Here is a 23,944-nt window from a genome sequence, read left to right on the forward strand (position 1 = left end):
CTTCATTTGACGCTGCCGGCGGACAGGCCGGAGCGCCAGAACCGTTGCAGTGAAAGGAACATGACGATCAGTGGGACCACCGACACGGCGGCCGCGGTGATCACGATGCTGAACGGCACCGCGTCGCCGATGCCGCGCTGGGCCTGCCAGCCGACCAGGCCGACGGTGACCGGCTGCAGCTTGTCGTCGGCCAGCATCAGCGCGGGCAGCAGGTAGTTGGACCAGATGCCGACGAACTGGAACAGGAACACGGTGACCAGCGCCGGGGACATCAGCCGCAGGCCGATGGTGGCGAAGATGCGGACCTCGCCGGCGCCGTCGACCCGCCCGGCCTCGATCAGCTCGTCCGGGACGGAGGCTGCGGCGTAGATCCGGGCCAGGTAGACCCCGAAGGGGCTGACCATGCTGGGGATCAGCACGCCCCAGTAGGTGTTGACCAGGTGCACCGGCGAGAACAGCAGGTAGAGCGGCACGGCCAGCAGCGGCTGCGGCACCAGGACGGCGGCGAGCACGATGTTGAAGACGGTCTCGCGGCCCCGGAAGGCGTACTTGGCCAGCGCGTAGCCGGCCAGCGCGGAGACCAGGGTGCTGACCGCGGCGCCGCCGACCGCGTACAGGGCGGTGTTGAGCAGCCAGCGCGGGTAGATCGCACCCTGCCGGGTGAACACGTCGTGCAGGTTGGACAGCAGGGCGAAGCGGCCGCTGAACCAGAAGCCGTTGCCGCTGAAGAGCGCCGAGTTGCTCTTGGTGGTGGAGACCAGCAGCCACCACACCGGGGCCAGGAAGTAGACCGAGATGATGCCGAGCACGCCGAGGGTGAGCCAGCGCGAGGGGTGCGCCGGGGCCGGCCTGCGCGGCGGGGTGGCCGGCCGGGTCGGGGCGGTCCTGGTGGACTGGAGCGTCGTCACAGCGCCGCCCCCCGTCGCCCGACCAGCTTCAGGAAGCCGAAGGAGAGCACGAAGGCGAGGGCTGCGAGGATGACCGACTCGGTGGCCGCGTAGCCGAAGTTGTTGTCGTTGACCGCGTTGTAGGCGGCGAAGATCGGGGTGTAGTTGCTGCTGAGGTTGGGGGCGACGTGCTGCAGCACGGCCGGCTCGTTGTAGAGCTGGGCGGTGCCGATGATGGAGAACACCGTGGTCAGCACCAGCGCCGGGCGGACGATGGGGATCTTGACGTGCCAGGCGATGCCCAGTGCCGAGCAGCCGTCCATCCGGGCCGCCTCGGCCAGTTCGGGCGGGATGGCCTGCAGTGCGGAGTAGATGATCAGCATGTTGTAGCCGGTCCAGCCCCAGGTGAGCATGTTGCCGATGGTCGGGGCCAGCATGGGCCCTGAGGTCAGGTCCAGGTGCAGGCCGAGCGCATGGGCGGCCGAGGTGATCGGGCTGAGGCCGGGGGCGACCAGGTAGGACCACATCAGCGCGCCGACCACCCCGGGCAGGGCGTAGGGCAGGAAGAAGGCCAGCCGGAAGAAGCGCTTGAACAACGTGCCCTTGGCGTCCAGCAGCAGGGCCAGCCCGAGGGCCAGGCCCAGCATCACCGGCACCTGCACCACGCCGATCAGCAGCACCCGCAGCAGCGAGCTGCGGAAGACCGGGTCGTGCAGCGCGTCGGAGTAGTTGCCGAGTCCGGCGAAGACCTTGGTGGGGGCGGACAGGCCGAGCCCGTCACGGTGCATCTTGAACAGGCTCTGGTAGAGGGTGTAGCCGATGGGGGCCAGGTAGGCGACGGCGAACAGCAGGGCGAAGGGCAGCAGGAACGCGGCGGCGGTCCGGGCCCGCCGCCGCGCGTGGTGCGTGGTGGGCGTGCTGTGCGTGGTGGCGGCGGTGCTCATCCGGAGACGCTCATCCCCTGCTGCTTCAGCTGCGCGACGGTCTTGTTCTGCACCGTGGTCAGCACGTCCGGCATCCGGGTGCTGCCGGCGGCGCTGGTGCCGAGCCCGTCGCCCAGGTCGGTCGAGGTCTGCGTCATGGTCGGGCCCCACACCCAGGAGGTGTCGATGTGCGGGGTCTCGGCCTTGAAGACGTCGAAGACCACCTGGCCGCCGTAGAAGGGGTCCGGCGCGGACAGGGCCGGGTTGGACAGGCCCGAGGTGGCGGCGGGGTAGATCCCGGTCACCTTGATCAGGTTGCTGACGCTGGACGGGTCGGTGCTCATCCAGGTGGCGAACTCGGCGGCCTCCTTGGGGTGCGCGCAGCCCTTGAGCACGACCGTGGCCGAGCCGCCGTCGTTGCCGTAGACGGGGTTGGCGGCGTCCCAGACCGGCATCGGGGCGACCGCCCACTTGCCGGAGGTGCCCTTGACGCTGGAGGCCAGGATGGGCGTGTCCCAGACCGCGTTGACGTCGGAGAGGATCTTGCCGGCGGCCATGTCCTTGTAGAGGGTGGGGTCGTAGCTGGGGTCGGTCTTGAGCAGCTTCTTGTCCAGCAGGCCCTGCCAGTAGCCCGCGACCTTCTGGTTGGCGGGGCTGTTCAGGCTCACCTGCCACTGGCCGCCGCTGGTGCCGAACCACGGGGCGCTGGCCTGCCAGGCCAGGCCCGCGTAGTTGTAGGCGTCGTTGCCGAAGTCGCCCAGGTAGACGCTGGGGTCGGCGGCGTGCACCTTGGCCGCGTCGGCGGCGTACTCGGCCCAGGTGACCGGGGGCTTGCTGATGCCGTACTTGGCGAACAGGTCCTTGCGGTAGAGCAGGCCCATCGGGGCGGTGTCGACCGGGGCGCCGTAGGTCTTGCCGCCGATGGTCACCTGGTTCCAGGTCCAGGCGGCGAACTGGCTCTTGGCCGGGGCCAGGTACTGGGTGACGTCCATCATCGCCCCGGCGGCGGCGAAGCTGGGCATGGTCTCGTAGCCGACCATGCCCAGGCACGGCGCGTTGCCGGCCTGAGCGGCCGTCAGCATCTTGGTGTAGCCGCCCTTGGAGCCCGAGGGCGTCTTGTCGAAGATGACCTGGATGCCCGGGTGGCTCTTGTTGAACAGGGCGACCGACTGCTCGTACCCGGGGGCCCAGCCCCAGAAGTCGAGCTTGACCGTGCCGCCGGCGCTGGACGGGCTCTGCGAGCTGCCCGTGCTGCCGCTGGAGCTGCATCCGCTCACCACGGCCATGGATGCGAGGGCGGCGCACAGTGCCACGGCGCGTATCTGACGACGTCTCACCTGAAGTCTCCTACGAGGTAGCGATCGAATAACTTGGCGTGCGAGGACTTGCGAACAGCCCGATTAATTAAAGTAGGATCATAACTAAGGCGGCGGAAGTCAACACCGCGGCAGAACTTTCAGTGCCGGACGACGGCGGGTAGGGAGTGAGCGTGAAGGCAGACCTGCGTGGGGGCGCGGCGCACGAGGTCGCGATGGCCGGCCCGTCCAAGCCGAGCGACCGGGCCTCGATCCGGCGCACCAACCTCGGCCTGGTGCTGCGGCTGCTGCGGGACTCGGGCCCGCGCTCACGCGCCAGGATCGCCTCGGACACCGGACTGCCCCGGCCCACCATCACCGGCCTGATCTCCGAACTGGTCGAGCTGGGCCTGGTGCGGGAGGGGGCCTCCGAGCGCGACGGCTCGGTCGGCCGTCCCAGCCAGGCCGTCGAGATCGACGGGCGGACCATCTGCGGGGTCGGCGTGGAGATCAACGTCGACTACCTGGCGGTGGTCGCGCTCGACCTGCGCGGCGAGGTGGCCTTCCAGCGGCGGATCGCCGTGGACGTGCGGACCGCCGGCCCGGAGTCCGTCCTGGACAGCGCGGCGGCCCTGGTCCGCGAGGCCGAGGCCGCGGTCCAGGCGGCCGGCGCCCGGGTGGTGGGCGCGGCCCTGGCCGCGCCCGGGAACGTCGACATCACCACCGGCCGGGTGGCCTTCGCCAGCAACATCGGCTGGCGCGACGTCGCGGCGCTGGACGCGCTGCGGGAGCGGCTGGGCCGATCCGCGCCGCCGCTGCGGCTGGAGAACGACGCCAAGCTGGGCGCGATCGCCGAGTACCTGGTCGCCTCGGCCTCCGACATCCACGACCTGATCTACGTCACCGGTGAGACCGGCGTCGGCGGAGGCATCATCAGCGGCGGCCAACTGATGCGCGGGGCACGCGGGTTCGCGGGCGAGATCGGCCACATGCCGCTGGCCCCGGGCGGCCACCCCTGCGCCTGCGGCCGGGTCGGCTGCTGGGAGACCATGGTCGGCCTGGGCGCCCTGCTGCGCCACGCCTCCGACCCGGACGACCCGGTCCACGACCCGTCCCTGGACGTGGAGTCCAGGCTGGCCGACCTGCGCCGCCGCGCCGACGACGGCGACCCGCGCACGCTGCAGGCGCTCGCCCTGATCGCCGACGACCTGGCGCTGGGCGTCGCCCTGCTGGTCGACGTCCTCAACCCGCGCGCGGTGGTGCTCGGCGGCTACTTCGCGGTCTTCGCCGACTACCTGCTGCCCAGCGTCCGCGAGGGCGTGGCCCGCCGGGTGATGGCCCCGGAGTGCGGCGGCTGCGAGGTACTTCCCTCGACCCTCGGCTTCACCGCACCCGCCCGCGGCGGCGCCTACCTGGCCCTGGACGCCGTATACCAGGACCCCAGCGGCACCGCCTGACCTTGGCGTCCGGTTCGCAGCGGGTTCATCCTGGAGGGAGCCGACCGGACAGGCGGCGGGACCGCTGCGCTCCGGGCGGACCGCACCGAGCCGACGGAGATGTGTAGACCATGGCCACGTTCATCGATGTCCACCACGGCATGACCGGGATCACCGCGGAGCAGCTCGCATCGGCCCACCAGGCCGACCTCGCCATCGAGGCGAGCGAGAACGTCCACTTCAAGCAGGCCTGGGCGGACCCGGACTCGGGCACGGTGTACTGCCTGTCCGAAGCCCCGTCCGTCGACGCGGTGCAACGCGTCCATGAGCGCGCCGGGCACAAGGCCGACGAGGTCCATCCGGTTCCGCTCACGGTCTGAGATCTGAGGCCGGCGGACCCGGCCGGCGACCGTCAGGCCGACATGGCCGCCCCCTCGCCGTCGGCATCCGCGGCGCAGGCGGCGGCCAGTTCGTCCAGGGAGACGTTCAGGGCCCAGGCCAGCGCGGCGATGGTGAAGAAGGCGGGGGTCGGCGCCCGGCCGGTCTCGATCTTCCGCAGCGTCTCCGCGGACAGCCCGGCCGCCGCCGCCACATCCACCATGCTGCGCTCGCCGCGGGCCTGACGGAGCAGGGCGCCGAAGCGCTCGCCCCGCTGCCGCTCTTCCGGGGTCAAAGGAGTTCTCACCATGCCCGTGATACTAATACCGGTATAAGTATTGGGCATCACCGCATCGCAGGGAGCTTCCGATCCATGGTGGAGATCAAGACCGACACCGCGCTGGAGACCATGCGCGAGGCCGGACGCGTCGTGGCCAACACGCTGGCGGCGGTCCGCGGAACAGCAGCCGTGGGCGTCCGGCTGCGCGAGCTGGACGAGGCCGCCCGCGCCGTACTGGCCGCAGCCGGGGCACGCTCACCCTTCCTCGGCTACCGGCCGCCCTTCGCCCCCACCCCCTTCCCCGCCGTGATCTGCGCCTCCGTCAACGACGCCGTCGACCACGGCATCCCCGGCGACTACCGGCTCCGAGACGGCGACCTGGTCAGCATCGACTGCGGGGCCGAACTCGACGGCTGGACCGGCGACGCCGCCGTCAGCTTCACCGTCGGCACGCCCCGCCCCGCCGACCTGGAACTGATCGCCGCCACCAAGCAGGCCCTGGAGGCCGGCATCGCCGCGGCCACCGTCGGCCACCGCATCGGCGACATCTCCCACGCCATCAGCAGCGTCGCCCGCAGGGCCCGCTGCGGCATGCCGACCGACTTCGGCGGCCACGGCATCGGCCGCCGGATGCACGAGGACCCGCACGTCCCCAACCACGGCCGCCCCGGCCGCGGCTACCCGCTGCGCCACGGGCTCACCATCGCCATCGAGCCCATGCTCATGGCCGGCGGACAGAACGCCTACCGCACCGACCCCGACGGCTGGACCCTGCGCACCGTCGACGGCAGCCGGGCCGCCCATTTCGAGCACACCATCGCCGTCACCGAGGACGGCCCCCGCATCCTCACCCTGCCGTGAGCTAACTCGATCGCGCATTTGCCTATAAGCATTAGGCAAATGTATGGTCGATGCAGGAAACCGGGAGGCAGGGCACACCATGGCACGCGCAGGACTCAGCACCCAGCGCCTGATCGACGCGGGGGCGGAGCTGGCCGACGAGGTCGGCTTCGACCAGGCGACGCTCTCGGCGCTGGCCAGGCGGTTCGACGTCAAGGTCGCCAGCCTCTACTCGCACCTGAAGAACTCGCACGACCTCAGGACCGGAATCGCCCTGCTCGCCCTGGAGCAGCTGGCCGACCGGGCCGCCGAGGCCATGGCCGGCCGGGCCGGCAGGGACGCGCTGGCCGCGCTCGGGAACACCTTCCGCGACTACGCCCGCGATCACCCCGGCCGCTACGCGGCAGCCCAGTACCGGCTCGACCCGCAGGCGGCCGCCGCCTCCGCCGGCGTCAGGCTCTCCCAGCTGACCCGGGCCGTACTGCGCGGCTACGACCTGGCCGAGCCCGAACAGACCCACGCCGTACGGCTGCTGGGCAGCGCCTTCCACGGCTATGTGGCCCTGGAGCTGTCGGGCGGCTTCAGCCACAGCGCGCCCGACAGCCAGGAAAGCTGGTCGCGGTCCCTGGACGCGCTGGACGCCCTGCTGCGCAACTGGCCCGCGCCCTGACCCGACCGGCCGCCCCGACCATCCGATCCTCCTCGAACATCCCCATCGCCAGGCGGAGACATGACGCACCCTCAGCACGACCTGACCACCACACCCATCACCGCCGACCTGCTGCGCGGCGCGCTGGACCTGGAGCGCACCGGGCACGGCCTGCTGCCGCACCGGCTGCCGGCCTGGGCCCGCGCCCAGAACACCGACCCGCAGCTGGCCATGGCCGAGGCCCAGCCCTCCGGGGTGCGCCTGGTGCTGCGCACCCGCGCCACCGTGGTCGAGCTCGACACGCTGCCCACCAAGCGCAGCTACGCCGGCGCGCCGCCCCGCCCGGACGGCGTCTACGACCTGGTCGTCGACGGACGCCTGGCCGGCCAGGCCGTCGCGCCCGGCGGCAACACGCTCACCATCGACATGGCCACCGGCACCGCCGACCACCGCCCCGGCCCGGTCGCCACCGTCCGCTTCACCGGCCTGTCCGACCAGGACAAGGACGTCGAGATCTGGCTGCCGCACAACGAGACCACCGAACTGGTCTCGCTGCGCACCGACGCGGCGGTCCAGCCGGTGCCGGACCGCGGCCGCAAGGTGTGGCTGCACCACGGCAGTTCCATCAGCCACGGCTCGGACGCCGCGAGCCCCAGCACCACCTGGCCCGCGATCGCCGCCGCCCGCGCCGGGGTGGAGCTGGTCAACCTCGGGCTGGGCGGCAGCGCCCTGCTCGACCCGTTCGCCGCCCGCACCATCAGGGACACCCCGGCCGACCTGATCAGCCTCAAGATCGGCATCAACCTGGTCAACACCGACCTGATGCGGATGCGCGCCTTCACCCCCGCGGTGCACGGCTTCCTGGACACCGTCCGCGAGGGCCATCCGACCACGCCGCTGCTGGTCGTCTCCCCCATCCTCTGCCCCATCCACGAGGACACCCCGGGGCCCACCACCTTCGACCTGGCTGCGCTCGCCACCGGACAGCTGCGGTTCACCGCCACCGGCGACCCCGCCGAACGCGCGGCCGGAAAGCTGACCCTCACGGCCATCCGCGAGGAACTGTCCCGCATCGTCCGGCAGCGGTCCGCCGACGACCCCAACCTGCGCCACCTCGACGGCCGCGAGCTCTACGGCGAGGCGGACAGCGCCGAACTGCCGCTCCCCGACCAGCTGCACCCGGACGCGGCCACCCACCGCCGGATGGGCGAGCGCTTCGCCGAACTCGGCCTCGGCAGCGCCGGCTGACCCGACTGACCCGGTGTCAGCGCGTCGGCACCGGGCCGGTGGACTCGCGGACCACGAGCTGGGTGGCCAGTTCGATGTGCAGGGTGTCCACGGTGTGGCCGTCCAGGTGCCGGGTCAGCAGCGAGACCGCTATCCGGCCCATCTCCTCCAGGGGTTGGCGCACGGTGGTGAGCCTGGGCTGGGTGCTGCGGCTCAGGTCGCTGTCGTCGAAGCCGGCGACCGACAGGTCCTGCGGCACCCGCAGCCCCAGCTCGTGCGCGGCGCGCAGGATGCCCACCGCGACCTTGTCGTTGAAGCCGATCAGGGCGGTGGGACGGTCCGCCAGGGACAGCAGCTCCCGGGCCGCCCGGTAGCCGTTCTCCGTGGTGGGCTCCGCGCTGCGCAGCAGGTCGGAGGTGGTCAGACTGCCGGCCTCGGCCATCGCCGAGGTGTGTCCGAGCAGCCTTGCCTTGCCGGCCAGCCAGTTGCCCGGCCCACCGATGACGCCGATGCGCCGGTGCCCCAGCGCGGTCAGGTGCGCGGTGACGCTGCGGGCGCCGGCGGCGTTGGCGGCCGAGACCGAGGCGATCTCGCCCGGCAGTTCGGTGCGCGGATCCACCACCACGAAGGGGAAGCCGGCCGCCCGCAGGTCCTGCAGCTCCTGGTCCGGCTCGGGCGGCAGGATCAGCACGGCGCCCGCGATTGCGGGGTTGTGCGGCAGCGAGGTCAGCACATGCGCGCTCTGCGCGGACTCGCCGGCGCCGAGCACCAGGTCGCGGCCGTGCAGCGCCAGGGTGTCGGCGATCGAGGTGACGATGACGCCGAAGTAGTCCGTCAGCACATAGGGGCAGCGCACGTACACCGCGCCGGGGCGCGCGGCGGGGGGCGCCGGCTTGAGCCGGTCCATGGCGCGCCGGACCAGTTCCTGGGTCTGCGGGGAAACCGTCGCATGGCCGTTGATCACGCGCGAGACGGTGGCGATGGACACCCCGGCCTCCGCTGCGATGGCCCGTACCGTGACGTGCTTCGCCCGGGGCCTAGCCATGCGTCACCCGGTTTTGTTTCATGCGCCGGAGCATACCGCAGCCCCGCGGCCGTAGTTGCGGAACCATGACAACCCCCTTGACAGGGTCCGAGCCCGGGCGCTTACGTGTGTTTCGCCGGAATGACATTTGTTTCATTTCGTTTCAAAGCCGCGTTCCGCTTCGTCCCTGGAGAGGTCCCATGCGTCCACCACGCAAAGCCCTGCTCGCCGCAGTCTGCACGCTCGCGGCTGCGGCCGTCGTCGGAACCGGGCTGGCCCCGGCCCAGGCAGCCTCCGTCCGCAACCCCGCGGCGGGATCGGTCTCCGGCTCGGGCGCCATCTCTGGCTCCGTCTCAGGCTCCGGCTCAGGATCGGCGCAGGTGTGGATCACCACCCCGGACGGCACCGACACCATGACCGACGCCGGCACCGTCGGCTTCACCACCACGCCCAGCACCGCGCCCACCGTCGTGGTCGACCCCAGCCGCACCTTCCAGACCATGTCCGGCTTCGGCGCGGCCATCACCGACTCCTCCGCCTCGGTCCTGTCCGCCCTGAACCCGCAGGCCCGGACCGCCGCCATGCGCTCGCTCTTCAGCCCCACCTCCGGGGACGGCCTGGACTACCTGCGCCAGCCCGTCGGCGCCTCGGACTTCACCACCGGACCGGCCTACACCTACGACGACGTCCCGGCCGGGAGCACCGACTACTCGCTCAGCCACTTCAGCATCGCCCACGACCAGGCCCAGATCCTGCCGCTGCTGCGACAGGCCGAGCAGCTCAACCCGCACCTGCAGATCCTGGCGACCCCGTGGAGCCCGCCCGCCTGGATGAAGACCGGCGGCTCGCTCACCGGCGGACGCCTGATCGACGACCCCAGGGTCTACCGCGCCTACGCCGCCTACCTGGTGAAGTTCATTCAGGCCTACCGGGCCAACGGCGTGCGGGTGGACACCATCACGGTGCAGAACGAGCCGCAGAACCGCACCCCGTCCGGCTACCCCGGCACCGACATGCCGTCCTGGCAGGAGGCCAAGGTCATCGAGCAGCTCGGCCCGATGCTCCGCGCCGCCCACCTGGACACCACGATCCTGGGCTACGACCACAACTGGACCGAGCACCCCAACGACGCGGCCGCCACCCCGCCCGACGAGACCGCCGACGTCGACGACTACCCCCAGCAACTGCTGAACTCCCCCGCCGCCCAGTACATCTCCGGCACCGCCTACCACTGCTACTACGGCGACCCCAGCGCGATGACCGCGCTGCACCGGCAGTTCCCCACCAAGGACATCTACTTCACCGAGTGCTCCGGCAGCCAGTCCGCCAACCCGGCCGACACCTTCTCCGACACCCTCAAGTGGCACGCCCGCAACCTGGTCATCGGCGCCACCCGCAACTGGGCCAAGACCGTCATCAACTGGAACATCGCCCTCGATCCCGCAGGCGGCCCGCACACCGGCGGCTGCACCGGCTGCACCGGGGTGCTGACCATCGGTGCCGACGGCACCGTCACCCGCAACGCCGAGTACTACACCCTGGGCCACCTGGCCCGCTTCGTCCAGCCCGGCGCGGTCCGGATCGCCAGCACCTCCTTCGGCACCACCGGATGGAACGGCCAGGTCGAGGACGTCGCCTTCCGGAACCCCGACGGCAGCACCGTCCTGGTCGCCCACAACGAGAACGACAACCCGCAGACCTTCGCCATCCGCGAGGGCGACCGCAACCTCAGCTACACGCTGCCCGGCGGAGCGCTGGCCACCTTCGTCTGGCGCAACCCCGGCTCCGCCGCCGGACACGGAGCGCAGCAGCTCGACCCGACCGGATGGACCGCCACCGCCAGTACCGGCAGCAGCACCGACCCGGCGGCCAATGCGGTCGACGACGACGCCAGCACCCGCTTCTCCTCCGGCACCTCCCAGGCCCCCGGCCAGTACCTGCAGGTCGACCTCGGCAAGGTGCTCCACCCGCAGCAGGTCGTCTTCGACACCGGCGCCTCCACCGGCGACTACCCGCGCGGCTACACCGCGGCCACCAGCACCGACGGCGTGCACTGGACCACGGAGGTCCCCGACGGCCAGGGCAGCGGGCAGTTCACCAGCGTCGACGTCGACGGCCGCGGCACCCGCTATGTGCGCCTCACCCTGACGGCCGCCAGCGGCAGCTGGTGGAGCGTCGCCGACGTGCGTGCCTACACCGGCGCCGACCGCCGCTGACGCCGCTCCTGCCGGTCACCGGCTCTTCGACTGCTCGACGTCGGCCCTGATCGCCCGCATGATCGGGGCCACGTCGGCCGCGGTGAACCCGACCTTGGTGTTGGTGCCGTCCCCCTTGATGACCACGGTGATGCCGGCCGCGGTGGTCGCGGTGAACCAGGAGCAGGTGGTGGCGGCCGTGGACAGCATGGCGTTCTGGACCAGGACGGTGTTGCAGACCGCGCGGCCGCCGTGCGACCCGGGGTCGGCGTCGACGGCACTGGTGCTGAGCAGGTCGCCGGCGCCGTCGTCCTTGGTGGCGGGGGGCTGGTCCAGGAGGTCGTGCAGGTGGTCGGGGTCGAAGCCGGCGCCGGTGACGCCGTTGTAGAAGATCCAGGCCCCGTCCGCGCGGTCGTCGTAGTAGGCGTGCACCGGCGTACCGGACACGCCCAGCTGCTGGGCCGTCTGCTTGAGGTCGCCGTCCACCTGCTGCACCAGCTGGGCCGAGGGCTGCCCCTGCGGGTAGCCGCCGGCCACCGCGGGGGCGCTGAGCACGTACGACGTGCCCGTGGCAGCGCCGGCTTTCGCGTCCCCGGCCGCCGCCACGCCGGCCGTACCGGGCTCGGCCTGGGGGGTGGGGGTTCCCCCGCAGGCCGACACCAGCGCGCCGGCCAGCAGCACTACGACTGCGCCGGCGACCGGCCTCCGGACGCGCAGAGGTGCAAGTCGTGCCATGAACGGCCTCCTCGGGTACGGGCTTCAGCCCGGCTTCGGGCATGCGGGAACCAGGGCGGCCGACTGCCGAAGCCCTGGGGATGACGGCCAGTCTGGCAGCCGGGCCCCGGCAGGACAGTCCCTCCGGACAGCTCTGCTTACCCCTCCCGACAGCACAGCTGGCCATGGCCGAACGCCCTGTGGCACGATGACGCCCCGGACGACAGAAGGGGCCGCACGGATGGACCTCGATCCACGGCGGCTGCTGGTCCTGCACGCCATCGCGGAGAGCGGCGGACTGGCGTCAGCGGCCCGCCGGCTGGGCCACACCCGCTCGGCGGTGTCCCAGCAACTGGCCGCCCTGGAACGGGAGGTGGGACTCCCCCTGGTGGACCGCTCCGGCCCGCGCCTGGAACTCACCGCCGGCGGACGGCTGCTGGCCGCCACCGGTGCCCGCATCGACCAGGAACTCACCCTCGCCGCCCAGCAGTTGAGCGCGGCCAACCACCAGGTCGTGCAGGGGCCGGTGGCGATCGGGGCCACCCCCTGGGTGCTGTCCAGGATCGCGGCCCGTTCGCTGGCGCTGCTCGCCCAGTGGCATCCCGGGGTCGAGCCGAGGTTCGCCGAGGCCGGGCTGGAGGACGGCCTGCGGCAACTGCGCCTGGGCGAGTTGGACGTCCTGGTCATCACCGACGACCGGGACACCGCCCTGCCGCTGCCGCCCGCCGTACGCGCGCAGGTGCTCAGCGAGGACACCTACCGCGTGGTCGTCCCGGCCGGCTGGGAGGTACCGGCCACCGCGGCCGAACTCTCCGGCCGCCCCTGGATCGGCGCCCCCGCCGACTCCGCACGCGGTCGCGCCTTCGCCCGGTTCGCGAGCACCCACGGCGTCACCCCGTCGGTCGAGCACCGCGCCGAGCACCTGGGCACCGTCCAGGCCCTGCTGGCAGGTGCGGTCGGCGCCGCGATCCTGCCCGCGTACCTCGCCGCGCACCTGGCCCAGGTCACGGTCACCACGCTGCCCGTCACCGGCAGCCAGATCACCAGGACGCTCTACCGCACCGGCCACGGCTCCTCTTCGGCAGCGGCGTCAGCGGCCGCGGCCGCACTGCAGCAGGCGACCCGCGACCACGCCGAGGCGATCACCCTGGCCGACCAGGGCATGGGGGACATCGTCGTCCGTCCGCTGCGCGACCCCGCCGACCAGGCCGCCCCCTCCCCCGGCGCTCCCCGGCGCGGCGGGACGGGGAGCGCCCGAATGCCGGGTTAGGGTCTTGCCCGTGCTGACCGGCTGTGCCTGACTGAGAGCGTCACGGCCACGGACCGCACGGACCGACCTCGAGGAGCTCCCATGGGACTGATCAGCGCGGTGGGCCTGGTACTCCACCCCGAGCGGACCGACACCGCGATCGTGGACACCATCGTCCGCTGGAGCCGGGGCCGGGACTCCAAGGTCCTGGGGCTCGCGGACGAGGTGGCGCGGATCGGCTGCGAGGCCCTGCCGGTGCTGGCCGACGAGATGAACGCCTCCGCCGACCTGGTGGTCAGCCTGGGCGGGGACGGCACCATGCTGCGGGCGATGCGCCTGGCCGTCGGCGGCCGCGCGCCGGTGCTCGGAGTCAACGTCGGGCGCCTGGGGTTCCTCGCCGAGATCGACATCCCGGACGTCCCGGCCGCGCTCGACGCGATCGACCAGCACCGGTTCACCGTGGAGGGCCGCTCGGCCGTCCAGGTGACCTTCGGTTCCCGCCAGGAGACCGCGCTCAACGACGTGGTCCTGATCCGGTCCCCCGGCCACAAGTCGGCCGCGGTCGCGGTGCGGGTCCAGGACCAGCCCTTCGTCCGCTACAGCGCCGATGCGATCGTGGTGGCCACCCCCACCGGCTCGACCGCGTACAGCTTCTCCGCCGGCGGACCGATCGTCTCCCCCAACGCCGAGGGACTGCTGGTCACCCCGGTGGCGCCGCACTCGGCCTTCAACCGCTCGCTGTTCCTCTCCAGCGGCGAGCGGCTGACCCTGGAGATCCTGCCCAACAGCGGCGACCTCGCCATCGAGGCCGACGGCCGCCTGGTCGGCCAGGTCTGCCCGGGCGACGTCGTCGAGCTGAACATGCTCCCCGCCGCGGCCCGCATCGTCCGCCTCGGCCAGACCACCTTCTACCAACGCGCCCAGCGCAAGCTCCAGCTCTCCGGCTCCGCGGAACCCAACTGACCCCGGCACGCCCGGCATCGGCGACGCACCGGCAGGAAGTCCCCTCGGCGCCCACGCCGGCTGCGCTGCTCCCCGGATTCGGCGGCGGCCTCGACGACGGCCCGGGCCTGCCGCGCGCCGGTGCGTGCGCTCGGCTCGCGCAGAATGCGCCAGATTTGCGACAGTGGATCGATCCAACACATGGTTCCACTCGAATCGATCGGCGTGACAGATGGATCTGCGGCATCTGAAGTACTTCCTGGCCGTCGCCGAGACGCGCAACTTCACCCAGGCCGCGGCCGACTGCTACGTCGCGCAGTCCGCGCTCAGCCAGCAGATCGCCCGCCTTGAGAAGGAGGTCGGGGCCGCCCTGTTCAGCCGCACCAGCCGCTCGGTCCGGCTGACGGCCGCCGGCGAACTGCTGGAACCGCTGGCCCGGCGCATCCTCGCCGACGTGGACAACGCGCAGGCCGCCCTGGACGCGCTCGCGGGCCTGCGCCGCGGCCGGCTGCGCCTGGGCCTGGTGCAGACGCTCGCCTGCTCGGTCGACATGGTCGAGGTGATGGCCGACTACCACGCCCGGCACCCCGCCATCGACTTCCACGTGCTGAACGCACCCAGTTCCGAGATGGCCGCCGCGGTCCTGTCCGGCGGCCTCGACGTGGCGGTGGTCGGCCTCGGTCCCGGCGACATACCCGAGGGTCTGGACCACCGGTCGCTGGGCAGCGACCCCCTGGTGGTGATCGTGCCGCAGGACCACGCCCTGGCCGACCGCGACCTGATCGAGCTCTCCGACCTCCCGACGGACGACCAGCTGATCCAGTTCTCCCAGGGCAGCGGACTGCGCCGCCAGGTCGAGGCGGCCTTCGCCCGGGAGCGACTGACGCCGCAGCGACACTTCGAGGTCGGCCAGGTCCACGACATGATCCGGCTGGCCGCGCGGGGTGTCGGCATCACCGTCGTCCCGCACTCCTCCGTGCGCGGCCACGGGTCCCTCCTCCCGGACGGCACCCTGCCGAACGGTGCCCGCATCCTGCGCCTGGCGGACCCGGCAGCGGTGCACCACGTCTCGGTGGTCTACGACAGCAAGCGGCTGGCGCCCGCCGCCGCGGCCTTCCTCGACGTCGTCGAACGGCATACCGTATGACGATCGATCGCTGAAACAGCTCGCTGAGTCCGCATCCATATGTTGGACAGAACGTACGAGACGCTCCAACCTGGAGGTGATCACCCAGGAGAACAGGAGCGCCGCCATGCTTGTCGTACTGCGGGACGCGTGGACCACCGTGGTCCCCGACCGGGAGGACCGGCACGGCCCGCTCCCGCCGGTGATGCTCGCGCTGACGGTGGTCACCGGTCTCGTCGACGCCTTCAGCTACCTCGTCCTGGGGCATGTCTTCGTCGCCAACATGACCGGCAACGTCGTCTTCTCCGGCTTCGCCATCGCCGGAGCCGCCGGCTTCTCCCTGGCCGCCTCGCTCGCGGCGCTCGCGGCCTTCGCCGTCGGCGCGCTGCTCGGCGGCCGGATCGCGCACCGGACGCGGGCCCACCGCGGGCAGCTGCTGCACATGGCGCTGGTCCTGGAGAGCGTCCTTGTCCTGGCCGCCTACGCCATCGCCCAGAGCACCGGCAGCCCGTACGACGGGGATGCCCGCTATGCGCTGATCGCCCTGCTCGGACTGGGCATGGGCGTCCAGAACGCGGCCTCCCGCGCGCTCGCGGTCCCCGACCTCACCACGACCGTCCTGACCCTCACCATCACCGGCATCGCCTCCGACAGCCGCGCCGCCGGCGGCAAGGGCGGCAAGGTCGGCCGCCGCACCCTGTCCGCACTGGCGATGTTCATCGGCGGCCTGGCCGGCGCCGTCGCCGTCCTGCACGGCAACCCGGCCCTGCCGTTGCTGCTCGCCTCCCTGCTGCTCCTCGGCGCGACCGCCGCCACACACGTCCTGGCCCGCTCCGACGCCTCCTGGACCGACCCGCTGTGAGCACGCACCGCCGGGCGGCAGCCCTGGAACTCGTCATGACCGCGATCATGCTCTTCATCGCGGTCACCGCGACCCGATGGCTGATGGTCACCATCGACAGCGGCTCCGGCGGCTGGTGGAACACCCCGCAGCGAAGGCTGCTCGCGGTCGCGCCGATCGCCGGCTACACCGTCACCGCCTTCATGCTCTCGCCCTGGGGCAGAGCGACCGGCGGCCACCTCAACCCCGCCATCAGCCTTGCGATGTGGCGCTACGGGAGGACCCCGGGGCGCGACGTCCTCCCGTTCATCACCGCACAGTTGCTCGGCTCCGTCGTCGGCACCGCGGCCGCCCGGCTGGCCTGGGGGCCGGCGATCGCCGGCCGGGCCACGGACTACGCCGCGGTGGCGCCCGCTCCCGGGTGGTCCTGGGCGGCTGTCGCCGCAGTGGAGGCCGGCACCATGTTCGTCATCGTCGCCGTCGCGGGCATCGGCATCTCCAGCCGTCGCCTCGGTCGCTACACCCCCTGGGCCGTGGGCACCCTGATCACCGCTCAGATCATCGCCTTCGGCACCCATTCCGGCGGCGTTGCCAACCCGGCCCGCGAGTTCGGCCCCGCCCTCCTGTCCGGCCGCACCGCCCTGCTCCCGGTCTACCTCCTCGCCCCTGTGATCGGATCCCTGGCCGCCGCCACAGCAGTCCGACGAGCCCAGCGCCGCCCGAGCGCAGACCTTCCGAGCCCGACCGCCATCCCGCCACGAACGGCGGCAGTCGGCGCAGGACGGCCGTCGACGTCCCCTTCCTCGGCGTCCTGACCCGGGGCCTCAACACCGCCGAGACGTTCGCAGGAATATGCCTGCAACCACGGCTGCCTGGAATGTCATGACCACGATCTAATGGCTCCAATGACATGCACCATACGAGCCATCCCTCAGCCCGGAAAGGGTCCAGCGGCCGGAATCAAAACACTCCAGCCAACGCCGGTAGCCCCCGCAGCCGCACAGGCCACTACCTGATCGCACAACTGCATCCGCGCTCGCCCTGGTTCCGAAAATGAGGGAACCAGGGCGGATATTGACAGGCAGTCAGAACATATTCAGCCAAGACCCGGAACTTCCAGGAGAGTTCCTGAGAGCTGGCTGTATATCTGATGTGCCTGCACCCCCTCACCTGCGACACTCCCGCGCAGACCACCGAGGATCGACCTACCTCCATAGCGAAACGGTATGCATCGGGTGTGAGCTCCCGCGCCGCAAACCGGCCTACCGTAACTCCGTAGCGAATTTGCCGTCCCCCCTGCGCTGCGGCATCCGCGGATCCTATGCTGACCCCCAGCGCAGAAACGACTGGGGGGCACGTTTAATGAGGACAGCAGGCGCGAGAATGCCGGTATTGAAGTCGGGGCTCAAGCGAGTGTTGGGGCGTACTGGATTCGACATCGTGCGCAGCGCCAACAACCTGGGTGGCGTCGACGACTTCATCCCGTTCGAGGCAACGATGCGGGCCGCCCGGGCAGCCGGCCTGTCCGTCGGCGACCACATCGACGCGGTGATGAACGGGACGCCCGGGGCGACCCAGTCCACCATCGACAAACTACGCGATCTCGGTGTCTTCGCCACCGACCCGCAAACGGTGCTGGAGATCGGCCCCGGGTCCGGACGGTATCTGGAGAAGACGCTGAAGGAGTGTTCGCCGGACCGCTACGAGATCTACGAGACCGCAGGGCCCTGGGCCGACTACCTAGTGACCACCTTCGGCGTGGTCGCCCGACCGACCGCGGGAAGCAGTCTCGCCCCGACCCCCGACGCCAGCGTCGACCTGGTCCAGGCCCACAAGGTCTTCAACACCGTGACCTTCCTCTGCGCCTCCCGCTACTTCTACGAGATGGCACGGGTCACGCGCCCCGGTGGTCGGATCGTCTTCGACGTGATGACGGAAACCTGCCTGGACCCCGCGGCGGTACAGGCCTGGGCGACGGATGGCGGCTCGGGACACGACTCCTACCCGGCCGCCATGCCTCGCCAGACCTGCGTGGACCTCTTCGCAACCCTCAACTGCACCCTGGAGGCCAGCTTCCTGGCCCCCATGGGCGTCGCCTCCACGGAGGTGCTGGTCTTCGCGAAGGGGGCATGACCCTCCAGACTGGGTTGTGGCCCTGGCGGGCCATCAAGCGGTTGTCTCGTCGAACGAGCGTCGGCGACCACAGCGTGACGTGCGGTGCTGGGCACGGACACCGTGAGAGAGGTAGCAATGGACCAGGGCACTCGCGGCGAGCTCATCAGTCGGCTGACCGAGGCGATCAGGTCCGTCACGACGCCTCACCCGCTGCGGGTCGCCATCGACGGGGCGCCCGCCTCCGGCAAGACCACGCTGGCCGATGAGCTTGCCGTCGTCCTGCGCGCCCAGGACCGCGACGTCATCCGCGCAAGCATCGACGACTTCCTCGTCCCCCGCGCCCAGCGCTACCGACGCGGCCAGTACTCGGCCGAGGGCTGCTACTTCGACGCCCACGACCACGCCGCGCTGTGCCGGGTCCTACTCGACCCACTGGGCCCGGGCGGAAACCGAAGGTTCCAAACCGCGGTCTACGACGCCGAAACCGACACCCCGTCATCCCAGCCGACCACGACCGCCCCCACAGACGCCGTACTGCTCTTCGACGGCGTCTTCCTCCTACGCCCAGAACTCATCGACCAGTGGGACCTGCGCATTTTCGTGTCCGTCCCCTTCGAGCAGACGATAGACCGCGCCCGCCACCGAGGCGCAGCGCTGGCCAGCTCTACCGCAGACATCGAACGATCCTGGCGCCACCGCTACATCCCCTCCCAACAGCTCTACTTCACCACAGCCCGCCCCACCGACCACGCCGACATCATCGTGTACAACGACCAACTCCAACGCCCGACCTGGGAAGTCCGACCCCCGGCCCTCGGTTCGTTCGTGCGACAAATTCGCTACCCTGCGGGCGGAGCGCCGTGATACACAACCGACGTGCAAAATATCTTGGAGTTCCCTGAGGTCCTGCGGCTGATCGAAGACCGTTCGGCTGCGTTCCGTGCTGCCATCGCGTCCGCGCCCGACCTTGACGTCCAGGTTCCGACCTGCCCGGACTGGACGCTGCGCGACCTGGCGCAGCACCTCGGCGACGGACGCCGGCGCCAGGCCGCGATCGTCGCGGCGGGCCCGGGCGCTGAGCCCCCGGCGAGGACGGACCCGAAGGGTGCCCCGACCGCGCCCCGTGACCGCGAGGCCCTGGACGCCTGGCTGGCCGAGTCGACCGAGCTCATGCTCGACGCGATGCGCGAGGCCGGCCCGGACCGCGGCTGCTGGACCTGGTGGGGCCGCTCGCAGGCCCCGCAGACCAGCGGAGCCGTGGCCCGGCACCAGATCCAGGAGATCGCCGTCCACACCTACGACGTCCAACTCACCCAGGGGACCGCGCAGCCGCTGCCGACGGACGTCGCGGTCGAGGGCGTCGACGAGTTCCTGACCACCGTCTCGGCGACGACCGTCCCCTGGCCGTTCAAGCCGGCGACCATCGACCTGCACGCGACCGAGGGCCGCTCCTGGCGCCTGACCCTCAACGCCGACGGCGTCCACTGCGACGACCTCGCCGCCGACGCGGAGCCCGGCGACATGGCGATGCGAGGCACTGCGAGCGATATGGTCCTCTACTTCTACGAGCGCGCCCCGCTCGACAGCGTGGAGACCACCGGCAACACCGAGCCGATGGAGCAGCTCGCAGAGTGGGACCCGAACGAGTAGGACAACAGGGCGCGGAGTCTCAGGACGGCATCGGCGCCAGCCGGTGACCGTCGGGCTCCGCGCCCGCTCCAGTGCTACTCCGCTTGCAGGACGAAGAACAGGAAGCTCAGGAAGCGTGGCTTGACCTCGGGGAACAGGTCACGGGCGGCCGGGACGGATTCCGGCTCGCTGATGACCGTGATCCGGAACCCCGCTTCGCTAAAGGCGTCGGTCATGGCGTGCAGCGGCCTGTTCCAGAAGCGCAGTTGGGCGGTTTGGCCGCCCATGGTCCACTCCTCGATCCGGTCGTAGGTCGCGAAGTAGTTGCTTCTGTTCCCGGCCAGGAACTCCAAGCCGTGGATGGCGAAGGGGTGGTCGACGGACATGATCAGGCGACCGCCGGGCTTCAGTACGCGTCGCAACTCGGTCAGCGCCGGCCCCCAGTCCTCCAGGTAGTGCAGCACCAGGGACGCGACGACGTCGTCGAACGTGTCGTCAGGGTAGGGCAGGGGACTGCCCAGGTCGGCCACCTGCAGGTCCGCACCGTCACCGAGCCGCCGCCGGGCCAGCTCCAGCATCCCGGCACTCGCGTCGAAGCCGCTCACGACGGCGCCACGGTCGCGCAGCGCCGCCAACAGCGGCCCGGAACCGCAGCCGGCGTCGAGGATCCGCCGACCGGCCACGTCCCCGGCGAGGGCCAGCATCGCCGGCCGCTCGTAGTAGGCATTGACGAGGCTGGTCTCGTTCTCGGCCGAGTACGCCTCGGCGATGCTGTCGTAGTCGTTGACCTGCGGCGGATCCACAGTCACAGCAGTCGGCGAGGCGGCTCCGGTCCGGCTCGCGTGCCCTTGCTGATCGTCAGAAGTCATGGTGCGGGAGACGTAGGTCGCACCCGTTCGGTTCCTGGCCCAACCATGGACAGGTCCGACGTGCGCGTTGCGCTTCCGTCAGGCCGCCAGCTTCTCGAACCAGTTCAGGATCTGCGGGTAGCTCAGCAGGGCGGACTGGGTGTGGACCACGGGGCCGACGTCGGTGAGTGAAACGTGCGCTCCGTGGTCGCGCAGGGCGTCCGTGCAGGCGACTGCGTTGCCGTAGGCCACGTCGCGGTCGCCGTCGGCGGCGAAGAGGTGGACCGGGACGTTCGGGGTCCAGTCGCAGACTGCGTCGGCCTTGCTCAGCATCGCGGCGAAGGAGCCGGTGGGGTGGCGGAGCTTCGCGATGAATCCCGGGGTGAGCAGGTGCGTCGGATCGGCCGGCAGGCCTGCGGTGACCTGGTCGTCGGTGTGGTCGCCGTCGAAGAGCTGCGGCACGGTGCGGTCGTAGGGAGCGCGGAAGGCCTCGGACGGCGTCTGGTAGAGAGGGGTCAGCCGGTTCCAGGCGGTGATCAGGTAGGCCAGGTAGAACGTGGCGATGGGCGGGTCGAGTCGGCCGTCGAAGGCTGCCGGGATCTCCTGGCCGCGGAGGTCGTAGGGTCCGCTGACGGGCGCCAGCCCGGTGAGTCGGAAGCCTGGCACCGCGCCTTGCTGCACCGCATGGGCCAGGCCGATCGCGGCGGCGCCGCCCTGGGAGAAGCCGGTGGCCAGCAGTCGTCCGTCCAGTCGTCGGCCGTGCTCGGCGGCGACGGTGCGCGCCGCGAGCAGCAGGTCGACCGAGGCGGATGTCTCCGAGCCGAGGTCCATGTACGGGTGGGCGCCCGGCCCCAGGCCCAAGCCCAGGTAGTCGGGGGCGACCGCGGCGAAGCCCTGACCTGCGAACATCACCGTGACGGCGCGGTCGGGCCCGTCGGAGACCGAGGGCGCGTCCTCCCGGGAGGGCATGGTGCCGTGGGTGTACTCGACGGTGGGCAGGGCGCTGTGCCTCCCGTCGACGGGAAGCGCCAGCAGTCCGGTGGCGGTCGTCGGGCCTCCCTGCGGGGTGACGGTCCGGTAGGTGATCCGGTAGAGGTCGACACCGTCGCGGGCGTCACCCGTCGCGAAGCCCATGGTCGTGACGTACGCGGAGGCCTGGGCCGGCGTCAGTCGGGACAGCGGCGTCACCGTCACGACGGTGCCGCGCTGCGTCCACTGCTGCACCGCGCTGGTCGACGCCGACCCCGCGGCCGCGGACGCAGCTGCCGCCGGGGCCGCGCAGGCGACGGTCAACGTGAGGGCCGCCGCAGCGACCAGGGTGCGGCTGCGCGGGCTGATGGCGTGCATGGTCTGTTCTCCCTCTCGCCGGAATCCGAAAAGGTGCTGACACGACCCAACTGTTCCAGCGGGGGCAGACCGGTCCCATGGTGCTGGTCCCCGACTCGGGGGTGGGGCATACCCCCGGCACCGCCCGCCGCACCGTTCTCGGCGCCGCCGGAAAAAATCTTCGGCACAGTGGTAGTAGAACGCTCCCGCCGTTCGTCAGTCGCACGGAGATGATGAAGGGACCACGGCCACTGCTGTGGTCACTTGCCGACACCACGATGGGAGCACTGCCATGAAGTACCTGATGCTGGTCTGCACCGACCCCGACTTCAAGCCCGGACAGGACGAGGGCGCGCCGGACGTCGAGGACTGGGTCGCCGAGATGGACGGCAAGGGGATCCGGCTGCTGGGCAACCGCACCCGCCCGGCCGACGACGCCACGACCGTGCGGGTCCGCAACCGGGAGGTGCTGCTGACCGACGGGCCCTACGCCGAGACCAAGGACCAGATCGCCGGCTTCGACGTGCTGGAGTGCGCCGATCTCGACGAGGCCATCGAGGTCGCATCCAAGCACCCGATGGCCTGGCACGGGATGATCGAGCTCCGCCCGTTCTGGCTCGACGACGAGGACTAGGCGGAGCACGGCAGCCCGGCAGCCCGCCGGGAGCACGGAACAGGAACCAGGCAGCGCAGGAACCAGGTAGCGCGAGACCCATGACGGAGCGGCAGGTGGAGGACCGGATCGCCGGGATCTACGCCGACGGCTGGAGCCGGATCGTGGCCACCATGATCCGGTTCACCGGCGGCAACTGGGACCTGGCCGAGGAGTGCGCCCAGGACGCCTTCGCCCGGGCACTGGTGAAGTGGCCCGAGACCGGCGTCCCGGACCAGCCGCTGGCCTGGCTCACCACCACCGCGCGCAACCGTGCCATCGACCGGATCCGCCGGGCGACCACGGAGGCGGCGAAGCTACGGGAGGTCGCCGCGATGCAACCCGAACCGCAGCCGTACGCGAGCGACCACGAGATCCCGGACGAGCGGCTCGAATTGATGTTCACCTGCTGCCATCCGTCGCTGAACCTGGACGCCCAGGTGGCGCTGACGCTGCGCAGCCTGGCCGGGATGACCACGGCCGAGATCGCGCGGGCGTTCCTGCTGCCGGAGCGCACCATGGGCCAGCGCCTGTTCCGGGCCAAGCAGAAGATCGCGCACGCGGCCATCCCGTTCCGGGTGCCGCCCGGGCACCTGCTGCCCGATCGGCTCCCGGCTGTGCTCCATGTGCTCTACCTGCTCTTCAACGAGGGCTACGGGGACCCTCGGAAGCACCGGCTGTGCCAGGAGGCGGTCCGGCTGGCGCGGGTGCTGACGGCGCTGATGCCGGACGAGCCCGAGGCGCAGGGGATGCTGGCGCTGATGCTGCTGCACGACGCCCGCCGGCCGGCCAGGATCGACGCCGACGGCGAACTGGTCACCCTGTCGGAGCAGGACCGCTCGCTGTGGGACCAGGCACTGATCGCCGAGGGCAGCGCGGTCCTCGAACGGGCGCTGCGGCGGCGGCGGGCCGGACCGTTCCAGATCCAGGCAGCCGTCGCGGCCTGCCATGCCACCGCCCCGACTGCGGAGCAGACCGACTGGCCGCAGATCGTCGGGCTCTACACCGAGCTCGCGGCCGTCGCACCGGGCCCGGTCGTGGACCTCAACCGCGCCGTCGCGGTCAGCATGGCCGAGGGCCCGCAGGCGGCGCTGCCGCTGGTCGAGGCGATCGCCGGGACCGGGCGGCTGGACCGGTACTACCTGCTCCACGCCACCCGCGCGGACCTGCTGCGCCGTCTCGGCCGGGCGGCTGAGGCCGACGCGAGCTACCGCGCGGCCCTGGAGCTGGCCCCCACCGAGGCGGAACGGCGGTTCCTGCGGGGCCGGCTGCAGTCCGGCTGAGCGGCGCGTCAGGTTCTGCGGGGAGATAAGGGCGACGTTAGCCTGCTGGACAACCGGGCAGATGCGCTGGTGCGGGCGCTGCCGC

At 71.4% G+C, this 23,944-nt stretch carries 24 protein-coding genes; 16 read left to right on the forward strand and 8 right to left on the reverse strand.

What is annotated here, in order from left to right; translation table 11 throughout:
- Nucleotides 1-2: 2 nt before the first annotated feature.
- From ABUW04_RS01035 to ABUW04_RS01045, 3 genes are read right to left on the reverse strand one after another with little or no spacing between them, the layout of a single operon-like run.
- On the reverse strand, nt 3-908 hold the full coding sequence (locus ABUW04_RS01035; RefSeq protein WP_380561728.1) for a carbohydrate ABC transporter permease: 906 nt from the start codon (nt 906-908) through the stop codon (nt 3-5).
- The gene (locus ABUW04_RS01040; RefSeq protein ID WP_037594839.1) at nt 905-1,831 is read right to left on the reverse strand and encodes a carbohydrate ABC transporter permease; all 927 of its coding nucleotides are present in this window, start codon (nt 1,829-1,831) and stop codon (nt 905-907) included. Before ABUW04_RS01040 ends, ABUW04_RS01035 begins: the two co-directional genes overlap by 4 nt.
- Complete coding sequence (locus tag ABUW04_RS01045) at nt 1,828-3,147, reverse strand: ABC transporter substrate-binding protein (protein WP_380561730.1); 1,320 nt, start codon at nt 3,145-3,147, stop codon at nt 1,828-1,830. The genes ABUW04_RS01040 and ABUW04_RS01045 overlap by 4 nt, the downstream gene beginning before the upstream one ends.
- 152 nt (nt 3,148-3,299) lie before the next feature.
- On the opposite strand from ABUW04_RS01045, the gene ABUW04_RS01050 reads away from it, so the two are divergent.
- Together ABUW04_RS01050 and ABUW04_RS01055 are read left to right on the forward strand one after the other, a co-directional pair.
- Nucleotides 3,300-4,562, forward strand: coding sequence for an ROK family protein (locus ABUW04_RS01050; RefSeq protein WP_380561732.1), 1,263 nt, complete (start codon nt 3,300-3,302; stop codon nt 4,560-4,562).
- Nucleotides 4,563-4,672: 110 nt separating this feature from the next.
- Complete coding sequence (locus tag ABUW04_RS01055; protein WP_030252806.1) at nt 4,673-4,921, forward strand: SCO4226 family nickel-binding protein; 249 nt, start codon at nt 4,673-4,675, stop codon at nt 4,919-4,921.
- 32 nt (nt 4,922-4,953) lie between these two features.
- Here the strand turns inward: ABUW04_RS01055 and ABUW04_RS01060 are convergent, their stop codons facing one another.
- Entirely contained in the window at nt 4,954-5,229 is a 276-nt protein-coding gene (locus ABUW04_RS01060) for a helix-turn-helix domain-containing protein (RefSeq protein WP_380561734.1), read from the reverse strand.
- Nucleotides 5,230-5,292: 63 nt separating this feature from the next.
- Here ABUW04_RS01060 and map point away from each other — a divergent pair, with 63 nt between their 5' ends.
- The 3 genes from map to ABUW04_RS01075 all read left to right on the forward strand — a co-directional run bounded on the left by map (nt 5,293) and on the right by ABUW04_RS01075 (nt 7,936).
- Entirely contained in the window at nt 5,293-6,060 is a 768-nt protein-coding gene (gene map, locus ABUW04_RS01065) for a type I methionyl aminopeptidase (RefSeq protein WP_380561736.1), read from the forward strand.
- Between the two features lie 79 nt (nt 6,061-6,139).
- Nucleotides 6,140-6,709, forward strand: a complete 570-nt coding sequence (locus ABUW04_RS01070) for a TetR/AcrR family transcriptional regulator (RefSeq protein WP_380561738.1) — start codon at nt 6,140-6,142, stop codon at nt 6,707-6,709.
- Between the two features lie 60 nt (nt 6,710-6,769).
- A complete protein-coding gene (locus tag ABUW04_RS01075) occupies nt 6,770-7,936 on the forward strand; it encodes a GDSL-type esterase/lipase family protein (RefSeq protein ID WP_380561740.1) in 1,167 nt (388 codons plus the stop codon).
- 16 nt (nt 7,937-7,952) lie between these two features.
- On the opposite strand, the gene ABUW04_RS01080 is transcribed toward ABUW04_RS01075, so the two are convergent.
- On the reverse strand, nt 7,953-8,960 hold the full coding sequence (locus ABUW04_RS01080) for a LacI family DNA-binding transcriptional regulator (protein WP_030252815.1): 1,008 nt from the start codon (nt 8,958-8,960) through the stop codon (nt 7,953-7,955).
- A 179-nt stretch (nt 8,961-9,139) separates the two neighbouring features.
- Here ABUW04_RS01080 and ABUW04_RS01085 point away from each other — a divergent pair, with 179 nt between their 5' ends.
- The gene (locus ABUW04_RS01085) at nt 9,140-11,155 is read left to right on the forward strand and encodes a glycoside hydrolase family 30 beta sandwich domain-containing protein (RefSeq protein WP_380561743.1); all 2,016 of its coding nucleotides are present in this window, start codon (nt 9,140-9,142) and stop codon (nt 11,153-11,155) included.
- 15 nt (nt 11,156-11,170) lie between these two features.
- On the opposite strand, the gene ABUW04_RS01090 is transcribed toward ABUW04_RS01085, so the two are convergent.
- The gene (locus ABUW04_RS01090; RefSeq protein ID WP_380561745.1) at nt 11,171-11,869 is read right to left on the reverse strand and encodes a hypothetical protein; all 699 of its coding nucleotides are present in this window, start codon (nt 11,867-11,869) and stop codon (nt 11,171-11,173) included.
- 220 nt (nt 11,870-12,089) lie between these two features.
- Here ABUW04_RS01090 and ABUW04_RS01095 point away from each other — a divergent pair, with 220 nt between their 5' ends.
- From ABUW04_RS01095 to ABUW04_RS01130, 8 genes are all read left to right on the forward strand, one after another.
- Nucleotides 12,090-13,118 (forward strand): LysR family transcriptional regulator, encoded by a 1,029-nt coding sequence (locus ABUW04_RS01095; protein WP_380561747.1) that lies wholly within the window; start codon nt 12,090-12,092, stop codon nt 13,116-13,118.
- An 81-nt stretch (nt 13,119-13,199) separates the two neighbouring features.
- The gene (locus ABUW04_RS01100) at nt 13,200-14,060 is read left to right on the forward strand and encodes an NAD(+)/NADH kinase (RefSeq protein WP_030252823.1); all 861 of its coding nucleotides are present in this window, start codon (nt 13,200-13,202) and stop codon (nt 14,058-14,060) included.
- A gap of 211 nt (nt 14,061-14,271) precedes the next feature.
- Nucleotides 14,272-15,186, forward strand: coding sequence for a LysR family transcriptional regulator (locus tag ABUW04_RS01105; RefSeq protein ID WP_380561749.1), 915 nt, complete (start codon nt 14,272-14,274; stop codon nt 15,184-15,186).
- Nucleotides 15,187-15,292: 106 nt separating this feature from the next.
- Nucleotides 15,293-16,027, forward strand: a complete 735-nt coding sequence (locus ABUW04_RS01110; RefSeq protein ID WP_380561752.1) for a YoaK family protein — start codon at nt 15,293-15,295, stop codon at nt 16,025-16,027.
- On the forward strand, nt 16,024-16,821 hold the full coding sequence (locus tag ABUW04_RS01115) for an MIP/aquaporin family protein (RefSeq protein ID WP_380561754.1): 798 nt from the start codon (nt 16,024-16,026) through the stop codon (nt 16,819-16,821). The genes ABUW04_RS01110 and ABUW04_RS01115 overlap by 4 nt, the downstream gene beginning before the upstream one ends.
- A gap of 547 nt (nt 16,822-17,368) precedes the next feature.
- On the forward strand, nt 17,369-18,139 hold the full coding sequence (locus ABUW04_RS01120) for a methyltransferase domain-containing protein (RefSeq protein WP_380561756.1): 771 nt from the start codon (nt 17,369-17,371) through the stop codon (nt 18,137-18,139).
- A gap of 117 nt (nt 18,140-18,256) precedes the next feature.
- Nucleotides 18,257-18,985, forward strand: coding sequence for a cytidylate kinase family protein (locus ABUW04_RS01125; protein WP_380561758.1), 729 nt, complete (start codon nt 18,257-18,259; stop codon nt 18,983-18,985).
- Nucleotides 18,986-18,997: 12 nt separating this feature from the next.
- Nucleotides 18,998-19,771 carry a maleylpyruvate isomerase N-terminal domain-containing protein gene (locus tag ABUW04_RS01130; RefSeq protein ID WP_380561760.1) on the forward strand — a complete coding sequence of 258 codons (774 nt, stop codon included), beginning with the start codon at nt 18,998-19,000 and terminating at the stop codon, nt 19,769-19,771.
- 74 nt (nt 19,772-19,845) lie between these two features.
- Here ABUW04_RS01130 and ABUW04_RS01135 read toward each other — a convergent pair whose 3' ends face one another.
- Complete coding sequence (locus tag ABUW04_RS01135; protein ID WP_380561762.1) at nt 19,846-20,619, reverse strand: class I SAM-dependent methyltransferase; 774 nt, start codon at nt 20,617-20,619, stop codon at nt 19,846-19,848.
- 78 nt (nt 20,620-20,697) lie between these two features.
- Nucleotides 20,698-21,945, reverse strand: coding sequence for an alpha/beta hydrolase family protein (locus ABUW04_RS01140; RefSeq protein WP_380561764.1), 1,248 nt, complete (start codon nt 21,943-21,945; stop codon nt 20,698-20,700).
- A 271-nt stretch (nt 21,946-22,216) separates the two neighbouring features.
- On the opposite strand from ABUW04_RS01140, the gene ABUW04_RS01145 reads away from it, so the two are divergent.
- Nucleotides 22,217-22,558 carry a YciI family protein gene (locus ABUW04_RS01145; protein ID WP_030252847.1) on the forward strand — a complete coding sequence of 114 codons (342 nt, stop codon included), beginning with the start codon at nt 22,217-22,219 and terminating at the stop codon, nt 22,556-22,558.
- Between the two features lie 80 nt (nt 22,559-22,638).
- A complete protein-coding gene (locus ABUW04_RS01150) occupies nt 22,639-23,859 on the forward strand; it encodes an RNA polymerase sigma factor (protein ID WP_380561766.1) in 1,221 nt (406 codons plus the stop codon).
- Nucleotides 23,860-23,944 lie beyond the last annotated feature (85 nt).

The sequence above is a fragment of the Streptacidiphilus jeojiensis genome (assembly GCF_042510965.1).
GTDB lineage: Bacteria > Actinomycetota > Actinomycetes > Streptomycetales > Streptomycetaceae > Streptacidiphilus > Streptacidiphilus jeojiensis.

What these genes read in the sequence shown, in the direction of transcription:
- ABUW04_RS01040 (WP_037594839.1), bottom strand. Translation starts at nt 1,831, where the DNA reads ATGAGCACCGCCGCCACCACGCACAGCACGCCCACCACGCACCACGCG.
- ABUW04_RS01055 (WP_030252806.1), top strand. Translation starts at nt 4,673, where the DNA reads ATGGCCACGTTCATCGATGTCCACCACGGCATGACCGGGATCACCGCG.
- ABUW04_RS01060 (WP_380561734.1), bottom strand. Translation starts at nt 5,229, where the DNA reads ATGGTGAGAACTCCTTTGACCCCGGAAGAGCGGCAGCGGGGCGAGCGC.
- map (WP_380561736.1), top strand. Translation starts at nt 5,293, where the DNA reads ATGGTGGAGATCAAGACCGACACCGCGCTGGAGACCATGCGCGAGGCC.
- ABUW04_RS01070 (WP_380561738.1), top strand. Translation starts at nt 6,140, where the DNA reads ATGGCACGCGCAGGACTCAGCACCCAGCGCCTGATCGACGCGGGGGCG.
- ABUW04_RS01075 (WP_380561740.1), top strand. Translation starts at nt 6,770, where the DNA reads ATGACGCACCCTCAGCACGACCTGACCACCACACCCATCACCGCCGAC.
- ABUW04_RS01080 (WP_030252815.1), bottom strand. Translation starts at nt 8,960, where the DNA reads ATGGCTAGGCCCCGGGCGAAGCACGTCACGGTACGGGCCATCGCAGCG.
- ABUW04_RS01085 (WP_380561743.1), top strand. Translation starts at nt 9,140, where the DNA reads ATGCGTCCACCACGCAAAGCCCTGCTCGCCGCAGTCTGCACGCTCGCG.
- ABUW04_RS01090 (WP_380561745.1), bottom strand. Translation starts at nt 11,869, where the DNA reads ATGGCACGACTTGCACCTCTGCGCGTCCGGAGGCCGGTCGCCGGCGCA.
- ABUW04_RS01095 (WP_380561747.1), top strand. Translation starts at nt 12,090, where the DNA reads ATGGACCTCGATCCACGGCGGCTGCTGGTCCTGCACGCCATCGCGGAG.
- ABUW04_RS01100 (WP_030252823.1), top strand. Translation starts at nt 13,200, where the DNA reads ATGGGACTGATCAGCGCGGTGGGCCTGGTACTCCACCCCGAGCGGACC.
- ABUW04_RS01105 (WP_380561749.1), top strand. Translation starts at nt 14,272, where the DNA reads ATGGATCTGCGGCATCTGAAGTACTTCCTGGCCGTCGCCGAGACGCGC.
- ABUW04_RS01110 (WP_380561752.1), top strand. Translation starts at nt 15,293, where the DNA reads ATGCTTGTCGTACTGCGGGACGCGTGGACCACCGTGGTCCCCGACCGG.
- ABUW04_RS01120 (WP_380561756.1), top strand. Translation starts at nt 17,369, where the DNA reads ATGAGGACAGCAGGCGCGAGAATGCCGGTATTGAAGTCGGGGCTCAAG.
- ABUW04_RS01125 (WP_380561758.1), top strand. Translation starts at nt 18,257, where the DNA reads ATGGACCAGGGCACTCGCGGCGAGCTCATCAGTCGGCTGACCGAGGCG.
- ABUW04_RS01135 (WP_380561762.1), bottom strand. Translation starts at nt 20,619, where the DNA reads ATGACTTCTGACGATCAGCAAGGGCACGCGAGCCGGACCGGAGCCGCC.
- ABUW04_RS01140 (WP_380561764.1), bottom strand. Translation starts at nt 21,945, where the DNA reads ATGCACGCCATCAGCCCGCGCAGCCGCACCCTGGTCGCTGCGGCGGCC.
- ABUW04_RS01145 (WP_030252847.1), top strand. Translation starts at nt 22,217, where the DNA reads ATGAAGTACCTGATGCTGGTCTGCACCGACCCCGACTTCAAGCCCGGA.
- ABUW04_RS01150 (WP_380561766.1), top strand. Translation starts at nt 22,639, where the DNA reads ATGACGGAGCGGCAGGTGGAGGACCGGATCGCCGGGATCTACGCCGAC.